Annotated in this window: 22 protein-coding genes and 1 pseudogene; 11 read left to right on the forward strand and 12 right to left on the reverse strand. The window is 70.0% G+C overall.

Annotated features, from left to right (window positions below):
• Positions 1-66: 66 nt before the first annotated feature.
• A complete protein-coding gene (locus tag OG520_RS26335) occupies positions 67-981 on the reverse strand; it encodes a LysR family transcriptional regulator (RefSeq protein WP_406014838.1) in 915 nt (304 codons plus the stop codon).
• A 114-nt stretch (positions 982-1,095) separates the two neighbouring features.
• Between OG520_RS26335 and OG520_RS26340 the strand changes: the two genes are divergently transcribed.
• Positions 1,096-2,079 carry an EamA family transporter gene (locus tag OG520_RS26340; protein ID WP_406014839.1) on the forward strand — a complete coding sequence of 328 codons (984 nt, stop codon included), beginning with the start codon at positions 1,096-1,098 and terminating at the stop codon, positions 2,077-2,079.
• Positions 2,080-2,279: 200 nt separating this feature from the next.
• Positions 2,280-3,215 carry a hydroxymethylbilane synthase gene (gene hemC / locus OG520_RS26345; protein WP_406014840.1) on the forward strand — a complete coding sequence of 312 codons (936 nt, stop codon included), beginning with the start codon at positions 2,280-2,282 and terminating at the stop codon, positions 3,213-3,215.
• Here hemC and OG520_RS26350 read toward each other — a convergent pair.
• From OG520_RS26350 to OG520_RS26370, 5 genes are all read right to left on the reverse strand, one after another.
• Complete coding sequence (locus OG520_RS26350; RefSeq protein ID WP_406014841.1) at positions 3,202-4,134, reverse strand: hypothetical protein; 933 nt, start codon at positions 4,132-4,134, stop codon at positions 3,202-3,204. The two genes, hemC and OG520_RS26350, sit on opposite strands and share 14 nt — an antisense overlap.
• Positions 4,135-4,205: 71 nt before the next feature.
• On the reverse strand, positions 4,206-4,781 hold the full coding sequence (locus OG520_RS26355) for a hypothetical protein (protein WP_406014842.1): 576 nt from the start codon (positions 4,779-4,781) through the stop codon (positions 4,206-4,208).
• The gene (locus OG520_RS26360; protein WP_406014843.1) at positions 4,778-5,308 is read right to left on the reverse strand and encodes an NUDIX domain-containing protein; all 531 of its coding nucleotides are present in this window, start codon (positions 5,306-5,308) and stop codon (positions 4,778-4,780) included. The genes OG520_RS26355 and OG520_RS26360 overlap by 4 nt, the downstream gene beginning before the upstream one ends.
• A gap of 330 nt (positions 5,309-5,638) precedes the next feature.
• A complete protein-coding gene (locus OG520_RS26365) occupies positions 5,639-5,938 on the reverse strand; it encodes a hypothetical protein (RefSeq protein ID WP_406014844.1) in 300 nt (99 codons plus the stop codon).
• Positions 5,938-6,312 (reverse strand): ATP-binding protein, encoded by a 375-nt coding sequence (locus OG520_RS26370; RefSeq protein WP_406014845.1) that lies wholly within the window; start codon positions 6,310-6,312, stop codon positions 5,938-5,940. Before OG520_RS26370 ends, OG520_RS26365 begins: the two co-directional genes overlap by 1 nt.
• A gap of 485 nt (positions 6,313-6,797) precedes the next feature.
• Here OG520_RS26370 and OG520_RS26375 point away from each other — a divergent pair.
• From OG520_RS26375 to OG520_RS26385, 3 genes and pseudogenes are all read left to right on the forward strand, one after another.
• Positions 6,798-6,989: pseudogene (locus OG520_RS26375) on the forward strand (helix-turn-helix domain-containing protein); the annotation flags it as partial.
• A gap of 102 nt (positions 6,990-7,091) precedes the next feature.
• Complete coding sequence (locus tag OG520_RS26380) at positions 7,092-7,931, forward strand: XRE family transcriptional regulator (protein ID WP_406016684.1); 840 nt, start codon at positions 7,092-7,094, stop codon at positions 7,929-7,931.
• A 23-nt stretch (positions 7,932-7,954) separates the two neighbouring features.
• Positions 7,955-8,539 (forward strand): HD family hydrolase, encoded by a 585-nt coding sequence (locus OG520_RS26385; protein ID WP_406014846.1) that lies wholly within the window; start codon positions 7,955-7,957, stop codon positions 8,537-8,539.
• Between the two features lie 212 nt (positions 8,540-8,751).
• On the opposite strand, the gene OG520_RS26390 is transcribed toward OG520_RS26385, so the two are convergent.
• Together OG520_RS26390 and OG520_RS26395 are read right to left on the reverse strand one after the other, a co-directional pair.
• Positions 8,752-9,540, reverse strand: coding sequence for a sugar phosphate isomerase/epimerase family protein (locus OG520_RS26390; RefSeq protein ID WP_406014847.1), 789 nt, complete (start codon positions 9,538-9,540; stop codon positions 8,752-8,754).
• Between the two features lie 151 nt (positions 9,541-9,691).
• On the reverse strand, positions 9,692-10,756 hold the full coding sequence (locus OG520_RS26395; RefSeq protein WP_266418956.1) for a LacI family DNA-binding transcriptional regulator: 1,065 nt from the start codon (positions 10,754-10,756) through the stop codon (positions 9,692-9,694).
• 108 nt (positions 10,757-10,864) lie between these two features.
• On the opposite strand from OG520_RS26395, the gene OG520_RS26400 reads away from it, so the two are divergent.
• The 6 genes from OG520_RS26400 to OG520_RS26425 all read left to right on the forward strand — a co-directional run bounded on the left by OG520_RS26400 (position 10,865) and on the right by OG520_RS26425 (position 18,963).
• Entirely contained in the window at positions 10,865-12,016 is a 1,152-nt protein-coding gene (locus OG520_RS26400; protein WP_342286356.1) for a Gfo/Idh/MocA family oxidoreductase, read from the forward strand.
• Between the two features lie 38 nt (positions 12,017-12,054).
• Complete coding sequence (locus OG520_RS26405) at positions 12,055-13,206, forward strand: dihydrodipicolinate synthase family protein (RefSeq protein WP_406014848.1); 1,152 nt, start codon at positions 12,055-12,057, stop codon at positions 13,204-13,206.
• Positions 13,203-14,030: a sugar phosphate isomerase/epimerase family protein gene (locus OG520_RS26410; RefSeq protein ID WP_406014849.1), complete on the forward strand. Its 828-nt coding sequence runs from the start codon at positions 13,203-13,205 to the stop codon at positions 14,028-14,030. Before OG520_RS26405 ends, OG520_RS26410 begins: the two co-directional genes overlap by 4 nt.
• A 490-nt stretch (positions 14,031-14,520) precedes the next feature.
• A complete protein-coding gene (locus tag OG520_RS26415; protein ID WP_399329526.1) occupies positions 14,521-15,015 on the forward strand; it encodes a hypothetical protein in 495 nt (164 codons plus the stop codon).
• Between the two features lie 229 nt (positions 15,016-15,244).
• Positions 15,245-17,476 (forward strand): ATP-dependent RecD-like DNA helicase, encoded by a 2,232-nt coding sequence (locus OG520_RS26420; RefSeq protein WP_399329653.1) that lies wholly within the window; start codon positions 15,245-15,247, stop codon positions 17,474-17,476.
• Between the two features lie 197 nt (positions 17,477-17,673).
• Positions 17,674-18,963, forward strand: a complete 1,290-nt coding sequence (locus tag OG520_RS26425) for a citrate synthase (RefSeq protein WP_266418968.1) — start codon at positions 17,674-17,676, stop codon at positions 18,961-18,963.
• Between the two features lie 502 nt (positions 18,964-19,465).
• Here OG520_RS26425 and OG520_RS26430 read toward each other — a convergent pair.
• The 4 genes from OG520_RS26430 to OG520_RS26445 form a co-directional block, all read right to left on the reverse strand.
• Positions 19,466-21,778 carry a heavy metal translocating P-type ATPase gene (locus tag OG520_RS26430; protein WP_406014850.1) on the reverse strand — a complete coding sequence of 771 codons (2,313 nt, stop codon included), beginning with the start codon at positions 21,776-21,778 and terminating at the stop codon, positions 19,466-19,468.
• A 121-nt stretch (positions 21,779-21,899) separates the two neighbouring features.
• Complete coding sequence (locus OG520_RS26435) at positions 21,900-22,208, reverse strand: heavy-metal-associated domain-containing protein (RefSeq protein WP_406014851.1); 309 nt, start codon at positions 22,206-22,208, stop codon at positions 21,900-21,902.
• A 91-nt stretch (positions 22,209-22,299) separates the two neighbouring features.
• Positions 22,300-22,593, reverse strand: a complete 294-nt coding sequence (locus tag OG520_RS26440) for a hypothetical protein (protein WP_406014852.1) — start codon at positions 22,591-22,593, stop codon at positions 22,300-22,302.
• Between the two features lie 308 nt (positions 22,594-22,901).
• A complete protein-coding gene (locus tag OG520_RS26445; RefSeq protein ID WP_406014853.1) occupies positions 22,902-23,858 on the reverse strand; it encodes a sugar phosphate isomerase/epimerase family protein in 957 nt (318 codons plus the stop codon).
• Between the last annotated feature and the right edge of the window lie 98 nt (positions 23,859-23,956).

Consider the following 23,956-nt stretch of genomic DNA (forward strand, 5'->3'; position numbering starts at 1 on the left):
CCCTGCGGCGTGGCAGCGACCCCTGCCACAGCCCCGCCCCCGCCTCGCCCCCGCCTCAACCGCCCCTCAGTCCTGCCTCAGCCCCGCCGCGGCCCCGTGCGTCCGCAGCGCGGACACCGCCGCCGTGATCGCGGGCCGCCGGGCCGCCTCCGTACGCCACAGCGCGTACAGCCGCCGCACCGGTACGGGATCGAGCGGCACCGCCACCACCCCCGGCGGCAGGTGACCCCGCCCCAGACGCGGGATCATCGCGACCCCGAGGCCGGCGGCCAGCAGGGCCAGCTGGGTGTGGTTCTCCTCCGCCTGGTGCCGGATGTCCGGCTCGCAACCGGCCGCCCGCAACGTCCGTACGAGCCAGTCGTGGCAGACCGTCCCCGGCGGCTGACAGATCCACCGCTCCTTCGCCAGCTCCTCGCGCCGCACCGCGTCCCGCCCGGCGAGGCGATGCCCCTCGGGCACCAGCAGATCGCAGTGGTCGTCACCGATCACCGCCTGCGCCACACCCTCGGGGGCGGGCAGCGGGGCGATGTCCCAGTCGTGCGCGACCGCCAGATCGATCACGCCCTTGGCCACCAGGTCGACCGAGAGATGCGGATCGACCTCGGTCATCCGGACGTCCACGGCCGCGTGGTCCCGGTCCAGCTCCGCCAGCACCCCGGGCAGCAGCCCGCGGGCCGCGGACGCGAACGCGCCGATCGACAGCCGCCCGGTCGGCAGCCCCCTGCGCTCCTCCAGCGTCGTCTCGGCGCGCTCCACGATCGCCAGCAACTGCTGGGCCGTCGCGGCCAGATGGAGCGCCTCCTCGGTCAGCGCGACACCGCGTCCGCGCCGTTCGAGCAGCGTCGTACGGGTCTCCCGCTCCAGCTTGGTGATCTGCTGCGAGACCGCCGACGGGGTGTAGCCGAGCGCGGCGGCGGCGCCCGCGACGGAGCCGTGGACGGAGACGGCGTGCAGGGCGCGCAGCCGGGCCAGATCGAGCATCGGACCTCCCGTGCCATTCGTTGGCGATTCGTGGCGACTCATTAGCGACGCTCAATTCCACCATGAAGATATCCGCGCTGGTGCTACATGGTCGGCGCGGGTGATCCTCGGTGCATGCGTCCCCTCCACATCGCCCTGGCCGCCCTGGTGGCCGCCGTCTGGGGTGTCAATTTCGTCGTCATCGAGGTCGGCCTCGGGCACTTCCCGCCGCTGCTCTTCTCCGCCCTGCGCTTCCTGGTCGCCGCGCTGCCCGCGGTCTTCTTCGTCGGCCGGCCCAGGGTCGCGTGGAAGTGGATCGTGGGCGTCGGGCTGGCCCTCGGGGTGGCGAAGTTCGGTCTGCTCTTCATCGGCATGGACCGCGGCATGCCCGCCGGTCTCTCGTCCCTCGTGCTCCAGGTCCAGGCGGTCTTCACGGCCCTCTTCGCCGCCGTCGCGCTCGGCGAACGGCCGGGAAAGATACGGGTGTTGGGGATGGTGGTGGCCCTCGCGGGCATCGGCGTCGCGGCGGTCGACGAGGGGGCGGGCGGCCCCGTGCTCGCCTTCGTCCTGGTGATCGTGGCGGCGGCCTGCTGGGGCGTGTCCAACGTGCTGACCCGCAAGGCGGCCCCGCCCGACTCGCTCAACTTCATGGTGTGGGTCTCGACCGTGCCCGTGATCCCGCTGCTCGGCCTCTCCCTCCTGTTCGAGGGCTGGGACCGCGACGCGGACGCGCTGGCCGCGCTGGACTGGAGCGGCGCCGGGATCATCGCCTACGTCGCCTGGATCACCACCGTCTTCGGCTTCGGCGCCTGGGGCTTCCTGCTGCGCCACCACCCGGCCTCCTCGGTGGCGCCGTTCACCCTGCTCGTCCCGGTCTTCGGGATGTCGTCGGCCGCGCTGCTGCTGGGCGAGTCGGTGAGCCCGCTGCGGTGGTGCGCGGCGGCGCTGCTGGTCGGCGGGGTGGCCCTCACCTCGCTGGCGGGGGCGCGACGGATCCGGCCGACGGCGGTGGCGGGGCCGGATCGGGCGACGGATCGGGCGGCGGGCTCGGAGGTCGAGGCCGGGGCGGGAGTTCCGGCGGTCGCGGGAGACGGCGGGGCCGGTGTGGCGGGCCGGTGACGGGGGCAGGCGTGCTGCCGGACGCTCTGGGAAGACTGCCCCGGCCCGTCATGGACCTCGACGTTCGGGCTCCGATGCGAAGCCGACTGGACATGATCGCCATTTCTCCCTTGTTGGCAACAAACTGTCGGAAAGTGCACTCTTGTGGTGCAAGTAGGATCTGCCGTCAACGACGTTGCATCTACGAGGAGTTGACGGCAGTGGGTCAGCCTGTGGTGATTGTCGGATCGCGAGCGAGCAACCTGGCCAAGGCCCAGGTGCGTGAGGTACTGGCCCCGCTCCGCAACCAGTTCCCAGATGTGGTCTTCCGGCAGCGCGTCATCCTGGAGGGCGGCGACAAGGACCGGCGCACACCGACCCTTGCCGAGGTCGCGAAGACGGCCGGCGGCTCGGCGTTCTCCACCAACCAGGAGCGGGCGCTCCTGGACGGCGAAGTCGACGTGATCGTGCACTCCCTCAAGGACCTGCCGACCGTCGGCCCCGAGGGGCTGATGCTGCTGACCACGCCCGGTCCGCGCGCCGACGCCCGTGATGTTCTGTGCGGACACACCCTGGAGTCGCTGCCGATCGCGGCCCGCGTCGGCACGGGCGCCCCCCGCCGCACGGCGCAGCTCCTGGCGCTGCGGCCCGACCTGGACGTCGTCCCGATCCGGGGCAACGTCCCTGGTCGCGTGGCCCGGATCAAGGGGGCGGGGGCCATGGATGCCGTGGTCCTGGCCGCCGCCGGACTGCACCGGCTCGGCTTGGGCGACCGGATCAGCCAGTACCTCGACCCCACGGCATATCCGCCGTCACCCGGGCAGGGCGCGCTGGGCATCCAGGTGCGTGTGGACAGTGAAACCGCCCGGCTTCTCGCGGGCATCGGCGATGCCACGGTGGACAGTGCTGTGCGTGCCGAGCGGGCTCTGCTCGCGGAACTGCACGGCGGGTGCTCGGTGCCTGTTGGCGCATACGCCGAGCCCCGCGCCGACGGGACGCTGCATCTCACGGCCGCAGTAACCAGCGTCGATGGTGCCCACCAGATCACCTCAGCCGGGACCGGACCGGCTGACGAGCCGGACAAGCTTGGCCGCACTGTAGCGGCCGAGCTCCTGGCCAAGGGCGCTGAGGCCATTCTTGCCACTATCCGCGCGTAGCCGCCCTGGCGAGGTCCATCGCCCCGTAGGTGATGATGCGCTCCGCCCCGGCACGCTTCAGCATGGTGAACGCCTCCGAGAGAAGCCGACTGTCGCGGGTGCCGTCCCCGGCCTGGCTGGTGAGACGCAGGTACTCGCCCGACACGGAGAAGGGCACCAGCGGCACAGGGGTGGCTGCCTTCAACCGGACCAGGAGGTCCACCGCGAACAGTGCGGGCTCCAGCAGCAGCATGTCGGCCCCCTCACCGATGTAGTCCAGGCCGGTCCGTATCGCCTGCTCGGCCTGGCGCGGAATGATCTGGAACGCGCGGCTGCCCGAAACCGGGGCCGCCCCCATGGTCGCCCGGTACCCCTCGTACAGGGCGGAGTCGAAGATCAGGTGCGGCATGATCGAGACATCCTCGTGCCCTGCCGCGTCCAGGGCTGCGCGCACGGCTCGCACGGAGCCGGGCACCATCGCCGCCGGACCGACGATGTCGGCCCCCGCTGCCGCCTGCGCCACCGCCTGCTCGGCCAAGGCTTCGATCGTCGAGACAAGGTCCAGGCCGCGCCCCCATGGCCCAGCGATGAAGCATTCGCCGGTATCGGTGTGCGAGCAGACGCAGGTCTCCGTCATGACCGCCATCTCGGGCGCGGTGTCCTTGACTGCCCGGATCGCCCGCATCATCAGCCCTGTCGGTGAGGCGGCCTGGGACGCGCCCGCGTCCCGGACCCTGCTTCCCGCGAAGACCTTCACCGATCGGACCCCACAGCCAGTGAGGTCGCGGACGGCCTGCGGGATCTGTTCCACGGTGACGGTCGGCATGGGACGAGGGGCAGTGTCGTCGTCCTCCCGGACGAGGAAGACCATTGTCAGGTCGGCGGGCGCCAGTCCCGGTCCTTCGAGGAACCGGCGAACGGGTAAGCGGTGGGTGGGCATTGGGTCTCCTTCAGTGTGATCGAACGATCGACTCACCGTGCTGGGCGAATCGGAAGGATCGGAAGCAGTGGTCACTCCGGGGCGCACTGCGCTGACGTGGCCAGAATTCGGGCAATCGCAAGTGCCTGGTCCGGGGTGACTGATTCGAGCTGGATATGCTCGTCGCCCCCGCACCGCGGGCAGCAGCCGTAGAACGCGGCGTCGAGAAACCCACCGGCCGTCACTTCCCTCAGAAGCGTGATCAACCGGTCGGCGACTTCCTCCGGCTCTTCGACGGCCTCCTGGACCGTGTCAGCTGGGCGCAGGAGCGCGTCGAGACGCTGGGCGGTCTCGATGTCGATGACACCCAGGTGCACGCGGCGCCCGAAGACAAGCGGCGGCTCCATCTTGAGGCCCACCGCATGCGCCGCGTCGCGGACCGCGTTCGCCGCCCCGTACTCCTTCACCAGGCCCTCGCGGAGCACCTGTGCCAGGGCAGCGGCGGACTCGGCAGTGACGGTCCCCAGCGACACCGAACCGTCCGCATGCGGCTGCCACTCCGGAAGTGTGATCCCGGCGGCCCTCAGCGCCGAGTCAAGGCGAATCGTGCCGCCCGCAAGGTCAACCCCGAGACGGGCCAGCGTGGTCAGTGCTTCGGGAGACGTCACAACGCCTCCGGAGCCGTGGCGGACAGAGCGGGGCGCCCGCCATGCATGACAGTGGTCCTGCCGTCTTTCCACGCTCTCCACAGCCCGAGGAAGCGGCGGAGCTGGTACGGCCGCATGGTGTAGCGGGCCGTGTCAGGCGTCTGCCACAGATAGCCAGACAAGTCGGGCTCGGCGTTCTCGGCCGCAGACGGAAGGACGATCTTCGCCATCGACCGGACACCGCCGCAGAGGTAGATGAAGTTCTGCCCCGTGGCCACGGTCGTCAACGGGTTGTGCGGCACCCAATCCGTGCCCAGCAGCCGGATCGGCGCGGGATCGATTCCGGTCTCGTACCGGACGTGGGTGACCATCGCGGCCAGGTTCGACTGCTGCTCACCGGCGTGCCCGCCCGGCAACTGGTAGCGCCCAGCCTTCTCGCCGTAGTTCGCGCACATGGTCAGAACCTCGCCGTGCTCGTTCGGAATCCAGGCGAGCCCGCTGATACGGCACGCGGGTGGCGCAGACAGGTCGATGGGAGGTGGCTTCATGTTGATTCCGTCTCGTAGTCGTCTCGAACGCTCGGACAAGTGCGGGTCGCCCCCGCCGCGTGCAGGTAGGCGAGGGCCGCCCTCCCGAACGCCCGGGACAGCGCGGGGGCGTCAGATCCGGCCGACGCGCCAAGCAGCCGGAACGGGGGCAGAAACCGCACCGGACCGCAACGTGGATGAGCAACGGGTGGGTGCGGTGGTCAGGAGATCGGCTGCAACTCGTCGAGCAAGTCGACAGCCGTCAAGGCCATGCGCCTCAGGAGCCCCTTGGGCCCGACGGGGCCGTCTGCCGATGAGGTGGAGATCAGGTGTCTCGCTCTGTCGATCACGTCATCGACCGGGCCGGGCCCTACGCCGGAATCGGGTGCAGCCGCGACGAGTTGCAGGGAGCGACCCACGGATTCGGCACAGGAGTACGTCGACCTCGGCCTCGTCGGGAAGGCACTGTTCCCCGAGCACCTGCTCCAGGTCCTCGAAGACGCCGTCCAGCACTGTTTCGGACAAGGGCCACCGGCGGGTCTTCAGCCCGGCAAGCACCCGCTCGGCGGTTTCGGTGCTGTTGTCGACAGCACCGAAGACGGGGCGTTCCTCGTCCAGGAATGCCGTCCTCGCTGGGGTGATGGCAAGCATCACCGGCCGGCTCCAGAACCTGCCCCGATCACGCACCAGGTGATGCAACCGTCCTCGCTGACTCCCCACTCGTCGGCCAGCACGCCGACCAGGAGCAGGCCGCGGCCTCCCTCCTGGTCGTCTGCGGGGGAGCGAGGCTCGGCCCGTAACCCGGGCGTGCGGTCGTTCACAGCAACGCGGACCTTGCCCTCAAGACAGTCGTACGCGACGGACAGCCCAACCGACCTCATTCCGCCGTACAGCACAGCGTTCGACAGGAGTTCGCTGACCACTGAGACAACCGCGTCCACCGGCTCACACGCGACACCCGAGAGCCGGAGGAACGCGGCGACACCTCGGCGCTGATCACCGACGTACCGGGGCACCCTGGCCATCTCCGCCACGTACCGGCGAACATGCGGCTTCAGCCTGAGGCCGACCGGAAGAGCGGCCGACTCCACCGACGGGTTGTCGGCCGCCGCAGGCTCGGAAGCTGGGCAACACGTCCTATGCGCGGGCACCGTCACGGGCCAGATCACTGGTTCCCACCAGCCAGGGCTCGCGTCAGTCTCGCGGCGGTCCTCGTCAGCCTCGGGCGGGCGACAGGGCGCGCGACGGTTCCCTTGGCCTTTGTCGAGAGCAGGTTCACTGATACCCCTCACCGGCGGCTTGGCCACAAGGCCCAGCCGCCCTTTTCCAAAGTGGTTCGGCGTGACGGCATGTGCCGCGCCTGCGGATGGTGGTTGCGATCGCCGCCGCAGTACGCTCGGGCCCTCCAGAAGGGCCGTAAGCCGTGCTCTCACGTTACGCAGACAGGCGTTGGGAGAGGACTGACTACGGGTACGAGTAACAGCAGGCCCAACCGCCAAGGGGAGGCGTCATGGCCGTAAGTAGCAGAAGAGCCCCTGACGCAACACTGACTGGGCGCAGCCCCGCGCGCCGGCCACGTGAAGGCGCAGTCACCGGCCACCTCTTCAAGGTGATACGCGAGCATGTACCTCGCACTCAGGATGAACTGGCTGAAGCTCTTGGCGTGGACAAGACGACCGTCCAGGGATGGGAGTCAGGACGCCGCCCTCTCACCTCGACCCAAGCCGGGAACCTCCGAGCCGTCTCCCGCACCCTGCTGCGACTCGGTGCGCCCTCCCTGATGCTGACACTCCTTGACGAGGCTGTGGACGCCGACGCAGTGATCACCCACGCCCTGTCCGGGCCGCCATCGTCCATGCTCTCTCACCACCCCTTGTCCAGTTGGGTGTTCACCCGCGACACCACACACATGCTGGCGTGGGCACTGAACGGCGCCCCACCGGCTGCGCTTCCCGCCCCCGCGCCAAAGAGTCGGCGTGGGCCGTCTCGTTCCTCACCACTCCTCGATCCCAGCGACCAACGAGCCTTCTACGACCACATGCGGCGAGCTGCCGAACTCGCAGACCACGCGGGGGAGAGCGGTGCCCTGCTACGCCGCCAGGCCCTCTACCTGTGCTCGTACGACACAGCTCCGGACACGCGAGCATGGCTTGCCGACATGCGCCGCCACACCCCAGGTATTTGCTCCGGCTGGACTCCCCACTGGGCAGACACCCGCTCGGTCGCCGCGTCACTGACCCGGCACGGCGATCGTGAAACGCTGTGCGCCTTCATCCGGAACGGCATGGGCGACGAGGCCGGCGAAGTCGCCAACCTCAACTACTGGGCGTACTGGCTTGGCATCGACCAACTCCCCCGACCTGACGACACCTTCATGCTCGACCGCTCCGACACCACATGGGACGGACTCGCGCTCCTCCGGAAGCTGGCTGATCGCCTCGCCCCAGATCTGGGTTGCGTCGACCTCAACGCCCACACTGTGTGGGCCTTACTCGCTTCCCGCCGCGGCCTACTCACGGCCGACCCGCATCTGAACCGCCTCCTCGCCGACCAAGTCACCGTCCTCCTGGACGGCGATGCAATCTCCGCACAGACCAGGCGCGAGATGGAATCCGTGCATTACGGTCTGAGCCTGCACACCTGATCAACTCCACTGGAGGGGACGCCATGACAGACGCCAGCAGCACCAACCACGACATGGGAACAACTGGCTACCTGCTGGAGATGGGAGCCCTGAAGCGAGGCAAGCGCAGCGGCTGGTGGATCGCAGGCATCAAGGACCCAGAGACGATCGCCGAGCACTCCTGGCGCACCGCGGTCGTCGGGTCCGTCCTGGCCATGATGGAAGGTGCCGACCCCGCCAAGGTCGCCCTCCTGTGCACTTTCCACGACACGCAGGAGACCCGCGTCGGCGACATCCCGTGGATCGGCCGCCGGTACATCGACGTGGCCAAGAACGAGGACGTCACAGCCGATCAAGTCGCCGACGCGCACCCCGCTGTCGCCGACGGCATCAAGGCCATCGTCGACGAATACGAGAACAGCGACTCCCTCGAAGTCCTCGTTGCCCACGACGCCGACAAGTTGGAGTGCATGATCCAGGGGCTGGAATACCTTCAGCAGGGTTACCCGGCAGCGCAGGAATGGGTGGACTCCACCAGGGCGAAACTCAAGACGCCCTCTGCTCTCGCGCTCGCCGAGGCTGCACAGACGATGTCCCTCGCGGAATGGCAGCGCACCTACCTCCGCTAGGGCCCGGCCGGAAGCGCCCACATGAGCACTGGTGGTCGGTCCGAGCCTGCCACGCGTCCATACCGATCACCCTTCATGGAAGGTGAATCGGTCCGCATGGAAATGGTCGGATGGGCTACCACTTCGGTTACCGGGCTCGGCGGGTGTGTTCAAGGCCGTCTCACTGTGGCCGGTGCCCGGCCAGGCGGGGGGCCAGTCGTCTGCTGGGTGCCCTACCGCCCCGTCGCACCCAGCCGCAGCAGATGCTCCCGCCCGGCGGCCAGCAGCCCCGGCAGCTCCGCCGCCCCCGGGTGCCAGCGCTTCTCGTACTCCCAGCAGACCCAGCTGTCCGGGTCCAGCGTGTCCAGGCAGGCGCCCAGCGGCAGCACCCCGGCCCCCAGCGCCAACGGCTCGGTGTCCTCGGCCGACGCCATGTCCTTCACCTGTACGTATCCCAGGTGCGGGGACAGCACCGCATGGCTCGCGGCCGGCTCCTCGCCCGCCAGCCAGGTGTGCATGATGTCCCACAGCGCGCCGACCTGGCCGTGCCCGACCGTCCCGACGACCCGGGCCACATCGACGCCGGCCCGGTGCGAGTCATGGGTCTCCAGCAGGATGCGTACGCCTTTGTCGGCGGCGTGCGGAGCGGCGGCGGCCAGTCGCCGGGCAGCGGTCGCGTCGGCCACGGCGGGGTCCTGGCCACCGCCGCCCGGGAAGACCCGGACGTTCTGTGCGCCCAGGTCGTGCGCCAGGTCCACCAGCCCGGCGAGCTCCTCCAGCACCGGCGCGTCGTCGCCCTCGGCGGCGGCCCGGACATACCCGGCGACGGTCAGGATCTCGACGCCGCCCTTCCTGAACTCCTCCACGACGGCGGCCCGTTCGGGCGCGGAGATACCCGGGTGCACCGGCTCCTCGGGGTGGGCGCGCAGCTCCACCCCCTGGTAGCCGTGTCCGGCGGCGAGCCGGACGACGTCGGCGACCGGCATCCCCGGCACTCCGAGGGTCGAGAAAGCGAGCTTCACGTGCGTGTCCTTCCGTCGGTACGTGCCACTGCACCGTACGGACCGGGCAGCGGCCGGCACATCATGGGCCCGGGTCGCGGGTCGCGGGTCGCGGGGCGCGCGGCGTAGGGCGTGGGTCACGGGTCACAGGTCACAGGTCGCGGGGCGCGGCTCACGACCGCGGCGGCGCCGTCGACCCCCGCACCATCAGTTCGGCCGCGATCGTCGCGATGCCCCCGGGCGGCGGCGTCTCCTTGCCCATCGCGAGGCGGCCCGCCCGCGCGCCCGCCTCGAAGAGCGGCAGCCGCACGGTCGTCAGCGCCGGGACCGCGTCCACCGAGAACGGCAGGTCGTCGAAGCCTGCCACCGAGATGTCCTCGGGGATACGGAGACCGCGGTCCCGGATCGCCGCGCTCGCGCCCAGGGCCACCGTGTCGTTGGCGGCGACGACCGCCGTCACCTCCGGTTCGCGGCGCAGGAGTTCGAGTGTGGCGTCGTAGCCGGAGCGGCGGTCGTAGGGTCCGTGGACGGTGAGGCGCTCCTCGTCGCCGACGAGCCCCGCCGCCCGCATCGCGTCGCGGTGGCCCTCCAGCCGGTGGCGGGTGGTCGTCCGCTCCAGCGGGCCCGCGACATAGCCGATCCGCCGGTGGCCGAGCGAGAGCAGGTGCTCGGTGAGGCGGCGTCCGCCGCCCCGGTTGTCGAAGGCGAGCGCGGCCACGACCGCCTCGCCGTCCGGCAGCGGGGGCCGCCCGCACAGCACCACCCGGGTGCCCGCGTCCGCGAGCTTGGCCAGCTTGGCGGAGACGGCGGCCTGGTGCGCCGGGTCCTCCACGGCGCCCCCGGTCAGCACGACGGCCGCGGCGCGCTGGCGCTGGAGCAGGGTGAGATAGGTGAGTTCGCGCTCGGGGGAGCCGCCGGTGTTGCAGACGACGGCGAGCTTCTCGCCACCCGCCCGGCCCGAGCCGTCCCCGGGGCCGCCGATCTCGGTCTGCGCCGCACCCGCCATGATCCCGAAGAACGGGTCCGCGATGTCGTTGACCAGGATGCCGACCAGGTCCGACGTGGCCGCCGCGAGTGAACTCGCCGGCCCGTTGAGCACATAGTCCAGGTCGTCCACCGCGCGCAGGACCCGCTCGCGGGTGGACGCGGCCACGGGGTAGTTGCCGTTCAGCACGCGGGAGACGGTGGCCGGCGACACCCGGGCGCGAGCCGCCACATCCGCCAGGGTGACTGTCATCGCTTTCCTCCGAGGGTTTTGGGCCGGGCCCTCTTGTCCGCGCCGCTGTCGGCAGGCTAGCGTCATCCCGGATAGAAAGCGCTTGCTACGGTTGTTGGAGGAAGTTTCGTGACACGCAGGACAGTGCGCATCGCCATGAACGGCGTCACGGGTCGCATGGGATACCGGCAGCACCTGGTGCGCTCGATCCTCGCGATCCGCGAGCAGGGCGGCCTCGACCTCGGCGACGGCGACGTGCTGTGGCCCGAGCCCGTCCTCGTCGGCCGCCGCGCCCACGCGCTGGAGGAGCTCGCCGCGCAGCACGGCCTGACCGAGTGGTCGACCGACCTCGACGCGGTCCTCGCCGACGACACGATCGACATCTACTTCGACGCCCAGGTCACCTCGGCCCGCGTGGACGCGATCAAGAAGGCCATCGCCGCGGGCAAGCACATCTACACCGAGAAGCCCACCGCCACGGACGTCGAGGGCGCCCTGGAGCTGGCCCGGCTGGCCGGTGAAGCCGGAATCAAGCACGGCGTGGTCCAGGACAAGATCTTCCTGCCGGGCCTGCTGAAGCTGAAGCGCCTCATCGACGGCGGCTTCTTCGGCGAGATCCTCTCCGTGCGCGGCGAGTTCGGCTACTGGGTCTTCGAGGGCGACTGGCAGGAGGCTCAGCGCCCGTCGTGGAACTACCGCGCGGAGGACGGCGGCGGCATCGTCGTCGACATGTTCCCGCACTGGGAGTACGTGCTCCACGAGCTGTTCGGCCGGGTCTCCACCGTCCAGGCGCACGTCCAGACGCACATCCCGCAGCGCTGGGACGAGCAGGGCAAGCCGTACGCCGCCACCGCCGACGACGCCGCGTACGGCATCTTCCAGCTGGAGAGCGGCGCGGTCGCGCAGATCAACTCCTCCTGGACGGTCCGCGTCAACCGCGACGAGCTCGTCGAGTTCCAGGTCGACGGAACCCACGGATCCGCCGTCGCGGGCCTGCGCAACTGCCGTGTCCAGCACCGCTCGGCCACCCCCAAGCCGGTCTGGAACCCCGACCTCCCGGTCACCGAGTCGTTCCGCGACCAGTGGCAGGAAGTCCCCGACAACGCGGTCTTCGACAACGGCTTCAAGGCCCAGTGGGAGCTCTTCCTGCGCCACATCGTCCTCGACGAGCCGTACACCTGGGACCTGATGGCCGGCGCTCGCGGCGTGCAGCTCGCCGAGCTGGGCCTGAAGTCCCACGCCGAGGGCCGCCGCCTCGACGTACCGGAGCTGTCGCTGTGACGAGCCACCCCACGCACGGCACATCGGAGCTGATCTGAGTGACCATCCACCTCCCGCAGGGCCCGTACGAACCCCGCGCCACCCCGCTCGACCTGGCCCCCGGCACCGGCCCGCTCGCCTCGCGCACGGTCTTCTCCGCCGCCCATGTCGTCGCCGACCCGTACGCCGACATCAGCCCCGACTCCCCGGCCGCCGTCGACTGGGACGCCACCCTCGCCTTCCGCCGCCACCTCTGGTCGCACGGCCTGGGCGTCGCCGAGGCGATGGACACCGCCCAGCGCGGCATGGGCCTGGACTGGGCGGGCGCGGCCGAGCTGATCCGCCGCTCCGCCGCCGAGGCCAAGGCGGTCGGCGGCCGCATCGCCTGCGGCGTCGGCACCGACCAGCTCACCGGCCCCGCCTCCCTCGCCGAGGTGCGGTCCGCGTACGAGGAGCAGCTCGCCCTCGTCGAGGAGAGCGGCGCCCAGGCCATCCTGATGGCCTCCCGCGCGCTCGCCGCGGCGGCGAAGGGGCCCGAGGACTACCTGGAGACGTACGCCCACCTGCTGCGCCAGGCGTCGGAGCCGGTCGTCCTGCACTGGCTGGGCCCGATGTTCGACCCCGCGCTGGACGGCTACTGGGGCTCCTCGGACCTCGACACCGCGACCGACACGTTCCTGAAGGTCATCGCGGAGCACCCGGACAAGGTCGACGGCATCAAGATCTCGCTCCTGGACGCCGAGCGCGAGATCGACGTCCGCCGCCGCCTCCCGGGCGGGGTCCGCTGCTACACCGGCGACGACTTCAACTACCCCGAGCTGATCGCGGGCGACGACCGGGGCTTCAGTCACGCCCTGCTCGGCATCTTCGACCCGCTGGGCCCGCTGGCCGCCCACGCGGTACGGGTCCTCGACACGGGTGACACCCAGGGTTTCCGCGACCTTCTCGACCCCACGGTCGAGCTGTCCCGCCACCTCTTCCAGGTGCCCACCCGCTTCTACAAGACGGGCGTGGTGTTCCTCGCCTGGCTGGCCGGCCACCAGGACCACTTCACGATGGTCGGCGGCCTGCAGTCCGCCCGCTCGCTGCCGCATCTGGCGAAGGCGTACGAACTCGCCGACCGGCTCGGCCTGTTCCCCGACCCGGAGCTGGCCGAATCCCGGATGCGCACCCTGCTCGCGGTCAACGGCGGTAACGGAGGCACCCGATGAGCGACGGCCGTCTCTCCATCAACCAGGAGACCATCAAGCAGTGGTCGCTGCCCGAACTGGCCGAGGGCTGCGTCAAGGCGGGCATCGACAAGGTCGGCCTGTGGCGGGCCCCCGTCCAGTCGTACGGCATCGAGCGCACCGCCCGGCTCCTGGCCGACTCCGGCCTGTCCGTCACCAGCCTGTGCCGCGGCGGCTTCTTCACCGCCCTGGACCCGGCGGAACGGGCCCGCGCCCTGGACGACAACCGCGCCGCGCTCGACGAGGCGGCGGCCCTGTCCACCGACACCCTGGTCCTGGTCTCCGGCGGCCTCCCGGAGGGCAGCAAGGACCTGCACGGCGCCCGTGAACGCATCGTGGACGCTCTGGGGCAACTGGCTCCGTACGCGGCCGAACGCGGTGTACGCCTCGCCATCGAGCCGCTGCACCCGATGTTCGCCTCGGACCGCTGCGTCGTCTCCACGCTCTCCCAGGCCCTGGACATCGCGGAGCACTTCCCCGCCGAACAGGTCGGGGTGGTTGTCGACACGTACCACATCTGGTGGGACGACCAGGCGCCCGCGCAGATCGCCCGCGCGGGCGCGGGCGGCCGCATCCACTCCTTCCAGCTGGCCGACTGGATCACCCCGCTCCCGGCCGGCGTCCTGGTGGGCCGCGGCCAACTCGGCGACGGAGCGGTGGACTTCCGGGCGTTCCGCACCCTGGTCGAGGCCACCGGCTTCGGCGGCCCGATCGAGGTGGAGATCTTCAACGAGGGCCTCTGGGCCCGGGACGGCGCCGAAGTCCTCGCGGAGGTCGCGTCCCGGTACGCCGAACACGCCTGCTGAGAAGGCGCTTTGCCACCAAGGCAAAGAGATCGTCAAGGCATGCAACCGTTCGGCACCCAGCCGAGTCGTATGTGGAGTCGGGTGCTTCCGGGGAGGGATCTGGGGGGATCGGGAAGCCCTGACGGTGGGGGAAAGCGAGGGGGGTCCGGTCTTTGACCGGGCCCCGTTTCGTTTTCCGGGAACCGTGTGCGGACCCATCCTCGACCGCGTCGCTCCGCCTCCGGCGGGATGCCCGGAAGGTCGTGACCGCCCCGGTGGTGACCGGGCGGAATGACCCGCGAGCCTACCGAAGGCGGCAGTATCGGCACCGCGCTGCCGAGGCCGGTGGTGTCCGAAGAGTTGGCCCGCCCTCAGGATGCGGCTGCCGCCGGCACGCCCGGCGGGAGGGGGAGTTGAACGGTCCATATAAATGGCTGCGCATACATGAGAGTTGCCCTACGCTTCCGATAGCACACCAGTGCGAATCGTGCTCACCGAAAGGCAACAAGAGATGTCGCAGAATCCTCAACTGACCGGAAAGCTCGACTCCGTGGAAGGGCTCAAGGAGCTCTTCGGGGGCGGACTGTTCGGGAAGCGGGCCAAGAAGAATCACGCCCTGTTCTCGCAGGCCACCGCGAAGGGCGTGGCGCGGGCCACCGTTCTGGCCACCCGGGACTACGGCGACGACAACGTCTACCACGTCGTCGCGTTCAGCACCGGGCAGGAAGCCGTCGCCGAGGCCCGGATCGCCGGGTTGCGGCAGCGGGCCGAGGGCATCGCCGACGAGCTGCGCACGCATGGGTACTTCTACTACGACACGCCGACGGTCTGGGACGGCGACGGCAAGATCTGGATCAGCAAGAAGCCGCTGTTCCGCGACCTCGGCGCACCGGCGGAGGGCCTCTATGTCTTCCCGCTCCAGGAGAGCGCGACCGCGTCGACGCCGACCGACGTGGCCTGGGCCGTGATCGACGGCAAGCTGCACATCGTGGTCCCCGCGAAGTAGGGAAGTCCCCGGAGGAACAACGAACCGGGCGAGCGTCCCTTCCGGGCAGGACGGGGGCCGGTGGCTCGGGCAGCCGGCGCACCGGACGAACGGTCGCCGCCCGTCGCCGCGGAGCAAGCGGCCGTGAGCAGCGGCGTCGTCCACTGAGGCAGCACCTGAGCCGGCCGACGGCCGCCGAGGCCGGGAACGCGGTGTCAGTGGGAACCGATACCGTCGGTCCATGTCCACCATGCCGAACCTGGCCGTCCTCGAAGGTGTGCTGGAGCGCATCACGTACGCCAACGAGGAGAACGGGTACACGGTCGCGCGCGTCGACACCGGTCGCGGTGCCAACGATCTGCTCACCGTGGTCGGTTCGCTGCTCGGTGCGCAGCCCGGTGAGTCGCTGCGGATGGAAGGGCGCTGGGGCTCGCACTCGCAGTACGGCAAGCAGTTCACCGTCGAGAACTACACGACGATCCTGCCCGCCACCATCCAGGGCATCCGCCGCTATCTCGGCTCCGGCCTGATCAAGGGCATCGGCCCGGTGATGGCCGACCGGATCACCACCCACTTCGGCGTCGACACCCTCGACATCATCGAGAACGAACCGAAGCGGCTCGTCGAGGTCCCCGGTCTCGGCCCCAAGCGCACGAAGATGATCGCCGCTGCGTGGGAGGAGCAGAAGGCGATCAAGGAGGTGATGGTCTTCCTCCAGGGCGTCGGCGTCTCCACCTCCATCGCCGTCCGTATCTACAAGAAGTACGAGGACGCGTCGATCTCCGTCGTGAAGAACCAGCCCTACCGGCTCGCCGCCGACGTCTGGGGCATCGGCTTCCTCACCGCCGACAAGATCGCCCAGGCCGTCGGCATCCCGCACGACAGCCCGGAGAGGGTCAAGGCGGGACTGCAGTACGCGTTGTCGCAGTCCACCGACCAGGGGCACTGCTTCCTCCCGGAGGAGCGGCTGATCGCGGACGGGGTGAAGCTGCTCCAGGTCGACACGGGACTGGTCATCGAGTGCCTCGCCGAACTGGCCGAGGACCCGGAGGGCGTCGTACGGGAGAAGGTGCCGTCGCCCGAGGGCGGCGAGTTCGTCACCGCCATCTATCTGGTGCCCTTCCACCGTGCCGAGATCGCCCTCGCCGCCCAGGTCCAGCGGCTGCTGCGGACGCCCGAGGAGCGGATGCCGGCCTTCGCGGACGTGGACTGGGACAAGGCGCTGGCCTGGCTCGGCACGCGTACGGGGGCGAATCTGGCCCCCGAGCAGGAGGCGGCGGTCCGGCTGGCGCTCAGCCGGAAGGTCGCGGTGCTGACCGGTGGGCCCGGCTGCGGGAAGTCGTTCACCGTCCGGTCGATCGTGGAGCTGGCGCGGGCCAAGAAGGCCAAGGTGGTGCTGGCCGCGCCCACCGGGCGGGCGGCCAAGCGGCTCTCCGAGCTGACCGGGGCCGAGGCGTCCACCGTGCACCGGCTGCTCGAACTGAAGCCGGGCGGCGACGCCGCGTACGACCGGGACCGTCCGCTGGACGCCGATCTGGTCGTCGTCGACGAGGCGTCGATGCTGGATCTGCTGCTCGCCAACAAGCTGCTGAAGGCGGTGGCGCCCGGCGCCCACCTCCTGCTCGTCGGGGATGTCGACCAGTTGCCGTCGGTCGGCGCGGGGGAGGTGCTGCGCGATCTGCTCGCCGACGGCAGCCCCGTCCCCGCGGTCCGGCTCACCACGATCTTCCGCCAGGCCCAGCAGTCCGGCGTCGTCACCAACGCCCACCGGATCAACTCCGGGATACCGCCCCTCACCCAGGGCCTCAAGGACTTCTTCCTCTTCGTGGAGGACGAGACGGAGGACGCCGGCGTGCTCGCGGTGGACGTCGCGGCGCGCCGCATTCCCGCCAAGTTCGGCCTCGACCCGCGGCGCGACGTACAGGTCCTCGCCCCGATGCACCGGGGCCCGGCCGGCGCGGGCACGCTCAACGGACTCCTCCAGCAGGCCATCACCCCGGGCCGCCCGAACCTCCCCGAGAAGCGGTTCGGCGGCCGGGTCTTCCGGGTCGGCGACAAGGTCACCCAGATCCGCAACAACTACGACAAGGGGGAGAACGGCGTCTTCAACGGCACGGTCGGCGTCGTCACCGCCCTCGACCTGGACGAACAGAAGCTGACGGTCCTCACCGACGAGGACGAGGAGATCGGTTACGACTTCGACGAGCTGGACGAGCTGGCCCACGCGTACGCCATGACGATCCACCGCTCCCAGGGCAGCGAGTACCCGGCCGTCGTCATCCCCGTTACCAGGAGCGCCTGGATGATGCTCCAGCGGAACCTGCTGTACACCGCCGTGACCAGGGCCAAGAAGCTCGTCGTGCTGGTCGGCTCGCGGCAGGCGATCGGCCAGGCGGTCCGCACGGTTTCCGCAGGCAGACGCTGTACGGCGCTGGATTACCGGTTGTCAGGGGGCTCGGGCGGAGGATCGGCGGAAAAATGATCGATCAAATCGGTGGGAAACATCACGCAGCCCTTCCGGAACCGGAACCGAGGGGGCAGGATGAGTAAGTTCGCGGCACTCAGTGCCGCGAGTAGGTCCAATGGACGACCCCGAGTGCACTCTCCTGAGCCAAATGGGGGAGGGTGGAGACAGTCAGGGAACCTCGAAGAAGAGGCACTACGTCGGTGAGGGATGACGTGAGCGACAACTCTGTAGTACTGCGGTACGGCGACGGCGAGTACACCTACCCGGTGATCGACAGCACCGTCGGCGACAAGGGCTTCGATATCGGGAAGCTCCGGGCCAATACCGGTCTGGTGACGCTGGACAGCGGATATGGCAACACCGCAGCCTATAAATCCGCCATCACCTACCTCGACGGTGAGCAGGGCATCCTGCGCTACCGCGGCTACCCCATCGAGCAGCTCGCCGAGCGCTCGACGTTCCTCGAGGTCGCGTACACGCTCATCAACGGCGAGCTTCCCAAGGTCGACGAGCTGTCGACCTTCAAGAACGAGATCACCCAGCACACGCTGCTGCACGAAGACGTCAAGCGTTTCTTCGACGGCTTCCCGCGCGACGCCCACCCGATGGCCATGCTGTCCTCGGTCGTCAGCGCGCTGTCCACGTTCTACCAGGACAGCCACAACCCGTTCGACGAGGAGCAGCGCCACCTCTCGACGATCCGGCTGCTCGCCAAGCTGCCGACGATTGCGGCGTACGCCTACAAGAAGTCGATCGGCCACCCCTTCGTCTACCCGCGCAACGACCTCGGGTACGTCGAGAACTTCCTGCGCATGACCTTCTCGGTCCCCGCCCAGGAGTACGACCTGGACCCGGTCGTCGTCTCCGCGCTCGACAAGCTGCTCATCCTGCACGCGGACCACGAGCAGAACTGTTCGACCTCCACCGTGCGTCTGGTCGGCTCCTCGCAGGCGAACATGTTCGCCTCGATCTCCGCCGGCATCTCGGCGCTGTGGGGCCCGCTGCACGGTGGCGCCAACCAGTCGGTGCTGGAGATGCTCGAAGGCATCCAGGCCAACGGCGGCGATGTCGACTCCTTCATCCGCAAGGTGAAGAACAAGGAGGACGGCGTCCGGCTGATGGGCTTCGGCCACCGCGTCTACAAGTCCTTCGACCCGCGCGCCAAGATCATCAAGGCCGCCGCCCACGACGTGCTGTCCGCGCTCGGCAAGTCCGACGAGCTGCTCGACATCGCGCTGAAGCTGGAGGAGCACGCGCTCTCCGACGAGTACTTCGTCTCGCGCAACCTCTACCCGAACGTGGACTTCTACACGGGTCTGATCTACCGGGCCATGGGCTTCCCGACCGAGATGTTCACCGTGCTCTTCGCGATCGGCCGTCTCCCCGGCTGGATCGCCCAGTGGCACGAGATGATCAAGGAGCCGGGTTCCCGCATCGGCCGCCCGCGCCAGATCTACACCGGAGAGGTCCTGCGCGACTTCGTCCCGGTCGAGGCCCGCTGAGCCTCGTCGCACCCCCCCCGCACGACCCCCGGCCGCCGAGGCCGGTCGACTTCGCCCCGCGTACCGCGCTTTCGCACAGAGCGCGGTGTCCGGGGCGATTTGCGTACCCGGCGGCGGCACGGCGAGCGCCTGACAACAGCGAGAAGCGCCCCGCCATCGATCCCCCCACGGGCCGACAGCGAGGCGCTTCCCATGTCCCGGAGCGGATTCCCCCCACGGGATCCGGCCGGGCGTCTGTGGGAGCCGGAGCTCCTGCGTTCCTCAGCTACTGCGAACTGCGCTCTTCACTTGTCCTGCTGGTGCGGTCTGCCGGGGTACGTACGCACGGGAGGGCCGCTCAAAGCTCCCCGGTGCACGTGCCCCGGCCAACGCTTGCCCGGAGCGTCCCCCAAGACCCTCCGATGGATGTCCCCCAAGACATCCTTGGCATCGCACTCTTAGACTCACGAACCCGCCGGATGGTTACCCCGAAATCCATGTGATCTGGATCTCTTTGTGGAAATTACGTGAAGGCGCGCAACCGCAGGCTGTTCGTCACGACGAAGACTGAGGAGCACGCCATCGCCGCTCCCGCAATCATAGGGTTGAGCAGGCCAAATGCCGCAAGGGGCAAGGCGGCTGCGTTATAACCGAATGCCCAGAACAGGTTGCCCCTGATGGTGGTCAGGGTGCGCCTGGACAGCCGGATCGCGTCGGCGGCCACCTTGAGATCTCCACGAACCAGGGTGAGATCGCTCGCCTCGATCGCGGCGTCCGTGCCGGTGCCCATCGCCAGGCCGAGGTCGGCGGTGGCGAGGGCGGCGGCGTCGTTGACCCCGTCACCGACCATCGCGACCGAGCGGCCCTCGGCCCGCAGCCCCTCGATGACGTGCACCTTCTCCTCGGGCAGGACCTCGGCGTGGACCTCGTCGATCCCGACGGCACGGGCCACGGCGTCGGCCACGGCGCGGTTGTCACCGGTCAGCAGAACGGGGCGGAGGCCGAGGGCGCGGAGCTCGGCGACGGCCTCCGCGCTGGTGTCCTTGATCTTGTCGGCCACGGCGAGGACGCCGCGCGCCCGCCCGTCCCAGGCGACCATGACCGCGGTGCGGCCCTCGGCCGCCGCGTCCGCGACGGCGCCTGACAGGGCGTCGGAGGTGTCGATGCCCGCGTCGGCGAGCAACTGCGGACGGCCGACGAGTACCCGGTGCCCGTCGACGACGCCCTGGACGCCGAGGCCGGGGATGTTGGCGAAGTCCTCGGGGGTGGGGAGGGGGGTGCCGGTGCGTTCGGCGGCTCCGGTGGCGACGGCCTGGGCGATGGGGTGTTCGGAGGAGTGTTCCAGGGCGCCGGCGAGGCGGAGCACGTCGGTTTCGTCGGTGTCTTCGGTGGTGTGGACGTCGAGGAGGGTCATGCGGCCGGTGGTGACGGTGCCGGTCTTGTCGAGGACGATCGTGTCGACGCGGCGGGTGGTCTCCAGGACTTCGGGGCCCTTGATGAGGATGCCGAGCTGGGCGCCGCGTCCGGTGCCGACCATGAGGGCGGTGGGGGTGGCGAGGCCCAGGGCGCAGGGGCAGGCGATGATCAGTACGGCCACGGCGGCGGTGAACGCGGCGGTCACGTCGTCCGTGACGAGCAGCCACGCGACCAGGGTGACGAGCGCGATCACCAGCACCACGGGCACGAAGACCGCGGAGATCCGGTCGGCGAGGCGCTGCACCTCGGCCTTGCCGTTCTGCGCGTCCTCGACGAGCTTCGCCATCCGGGCCAGCTGGGTGTCGGCGCCGACCCGGGTGGCCTCGACGACGAGCCGGCCGGAGGTGTTCACGGTGGCCCCGGTGACGGAGTCGCCGACACCCACCTCCACGGGCACGGACTCACCGGTGAGCATCGAGGCGTCCACGGCCGAGGCACCCTCGACGACGGTGCCGTCGGTGGCGATCTTCTCGCCGGGGCGGACGACGAAGCGGTCGCCCGAGGCCAGCCGGGCGACGGGGACGCGTACCTCCGTACCGTCCCGGAGGACGGAGACGTCCTTCGCGCCCAGGTGCATCAGCGCGCGCAGGGCGGAACCGGCCTTCCGCTTGGACCTCGCCTCCAGATAGCGGCCCAGCAGGAGGAAGGTGACGACCCCGGCCGCGACCTCCAGATAGATGGTGGACGAGTCACCGGCGCGCGAGACGGTGAGGTCGAAGCCGTGCCGCATCCCGGTCATGCCCGCGTCGCCGAGGAAGAGCGCCCACAGGGACCAGCCGAAGGCGGCCAGCGTGCCGATCGAGACCAGGGTGTCCATGGTGGCCGCGCCGTGCCGGAGGTTGGTCCAGGTCGCGCGGTGGAAGGGCAGTCCGCCCCAGACGACGACGGGAGCGGCGAGGGTGAGCGAGAGCCACTGCCAGTTGTCGAACTGGAGGGCCGGGACCATCGCGAGCACGACGACGGGGGCGGCGAGGACGGCCGAGACGATCAGCCGCTGCCGCAGCAGGGCGAGAGCCTGGGCGGCGCTCCGCTCGTCGGGGTCGTCGTCCTCGGCTTCGGTGCCGGCCCGGGTGTCATCGCTGGTCGGCGGGGCGGACGGGGGTGGTTCCGGGTGGTGCACCGGCTGCGCCGTGTAACCGGTCCTCTCGACCGTGGCGATCAGATCCGCGAGGCCGGTCTCCGGGCTGAAGGCGACCTTGGCCTTCTCGGTCGCGTAATTGACGGTGGCGGTGACGCCGTCCATCCGGTTGAGCTTCTTCTCGACGCGGGCCGCGCAGGAGGCGCAGGTCATGCCGCCGATCGTGAGTTCAGCGGTCGAAGCCTCCGCCGCCCGGGTCCCGGCCTCTGTTGCGCTGTGCATGTCCGAACTCCTGAAATGCCGACCGGGCCGTGCCCCACCAGTATCTGCTGGTCGGTCCGGCCCGGCGGCAAAGGGGGCGACGCGGATGCGTCCGGCGTATCGGGGAGTGCCCCGATGGTGTTCAGGCCCGGCCGACGAGCTCGTAGCCCGCTTCGTCGACCGCGGCGCGCACCGCGTCGTCGGCCAGCGGGGCCGCGGAGACGACGGTCACCCGGCCCGTGGAGGCCACGGCCTTCACCGAGGCGACGCCCTCGATACCGGAGATCTCCTCGGAGACGGAGCCCTCGCAGTGTCCACAGGTCATGCCGGACACCTGGTAGACGGTGGTCACGTCGCCCGCCTGCGCACCGGCGTCCGCGCCGTCGTGGCAGGAGCCGCTGGGGGAGCAGCAGGAACCGGTGGCCTGGGGGAGCTGGGTCTCGGCGGTCATGGTGTTCTCCTCTTCGACGAGCACAAAGGGTTGCGGTGTCGGGGAGGCCCGGGAAAGTCCCGTGCGTCCCAACACACTCCACACTATACCCCTAGGGGGTATGAACGCGAGTGCCCCGCCCCTCGCTCGCGCCGGCGTTCCGCGCGCCGTGGGCCAGCGACCGCAGCCAGGCCAGCGCGACGAGCGTGATCACGACGATGCCGCCGACCGAGAAGAGGGTGAACAGATGCTGCTGCTCGGAGGTGGGGGCCGGGATGTATCCCTGCGCGAAGAGCGCACGGCTCAGGCCCGTGTCGGTGATCTCGGCGACCAGCCAGATCGCGATGCCGTGCATCGAGTCCCAGAGCGAGTGCAGCACGGCGACGCCGAGATATGTGCCGATCACCGGCGCGGCGAGGCGGAAACGCCCGTTCGGCTTCCGGAAGGAGCGGAAGGAGCGGAAGGAGCGGAAGGAGCGGAAGGAGCGGAAGGAGCGGAAGGAGCGGAAGGAGCGGAAGGAGCGGAAGGAGCGGCGGGTGACGGACTGTCGGGGTCGCTGTACCAGTTCACGCGGACTCCCTCTATCTATCGTGTATATCTCCTAATTTGTCCGAATCTTATGGTGTGTGGCGCTGTACGGCATTCGGGCGAGGGGGCCCTGTACGGCGGCGGGTGCGGGGTGCTCGCCGCCGTACGGGTACGGGGCCGGAGGTGTCAGTTCCGAGGGCCGTTCGGCGTGTTGGGGCGTCCCGGCCGCGGGGGCGCGCCGCAGGAGCGGAGGAACTCCCGGGTGCGGCGGGCGATGGGGAGGGGTTTGTCGGGCGGGCACGGGTACATGTCCTGCTCGACGATGGCGAACAGATCGGCGTCCAGCCCGCGGGCGGCGGCCAGCACGGGCTCCAGCGCGGGCACCCCGCCCGGCGGTTCGCACATCACCCCGCGCGCCACGGCCGGCCCGAACGGCACCTCGTCCGCCACGACTTGGGCCAGGACCTCCGGGTCGACCTGCTTGAGGTGCAGATAGCCGATCCGTTCGCCGTAGGTCTCGATCAGCTTGACGCTGTCGCCGCCGCAGTAGGCGTAGTGACCGGTGTCCAGGCAGAGCGAGACGAGATCCGGATCGGTGGCGTCGAGGAAGCGGCCGACGTTCTCCTCGGTGTCGATATGGGTGTCGGCATGCGGATGGACGACGATGCGCAGCCCGAAACGGTCCCGCACCTCGCGGCCCAGCCGCTCCGTCTGAGTGGTGAGGTCGCGCCACTGCTCCGCGGTGAGACTGCGGTCCTCCAGGACCTCGCCCGTTTTGTCGTCGCGCCAGAACGAGGGGATGACCACCAGATGCCGGGCGCCCATCGCCCGGGTGAGTGCCGCGATGTCGGCGACATGCGCCCAGGTCCGGTCCCAGACGTCCGGCCCATGGTGCAATCCGGTGAAAACGGTCCCGGCCGAGACCGAGAGCCCGCGGCGCCGGGTCTCGTCGGCGAGGCGGGCCGGGTCGGTCGGGAGGTAGCCGTACGGGCCGAGCTCGATCCATTCGTAACCCGCCGCGGAGACCTCGTCGAGGAAACGCCGCCAGGGCACTTGGAGCGGATCGTCGGGGAACCACACCCCCCACGAGTCGGGTGCCGAACCGATACGGATACGGGCCGGGGCCACTGCGGAGGAGGTCATGCCGTCAAGACTTCCGGCCGGGGGAGCGGGTGTCAATCATTCGTCCGTATGTCCGGACAAAGCATTGACACGGTTCCGGGGGGAGGGCTAGACCTGGA

It is taken from the genome of Streptomyces sp. NBC_00984 (assembly GCF_045162475.1).
GTDB lineage: Bacteria > Actinomycetota > Actinomycetes > Streptomycetales > Streptomycetaceae > Streptomyces.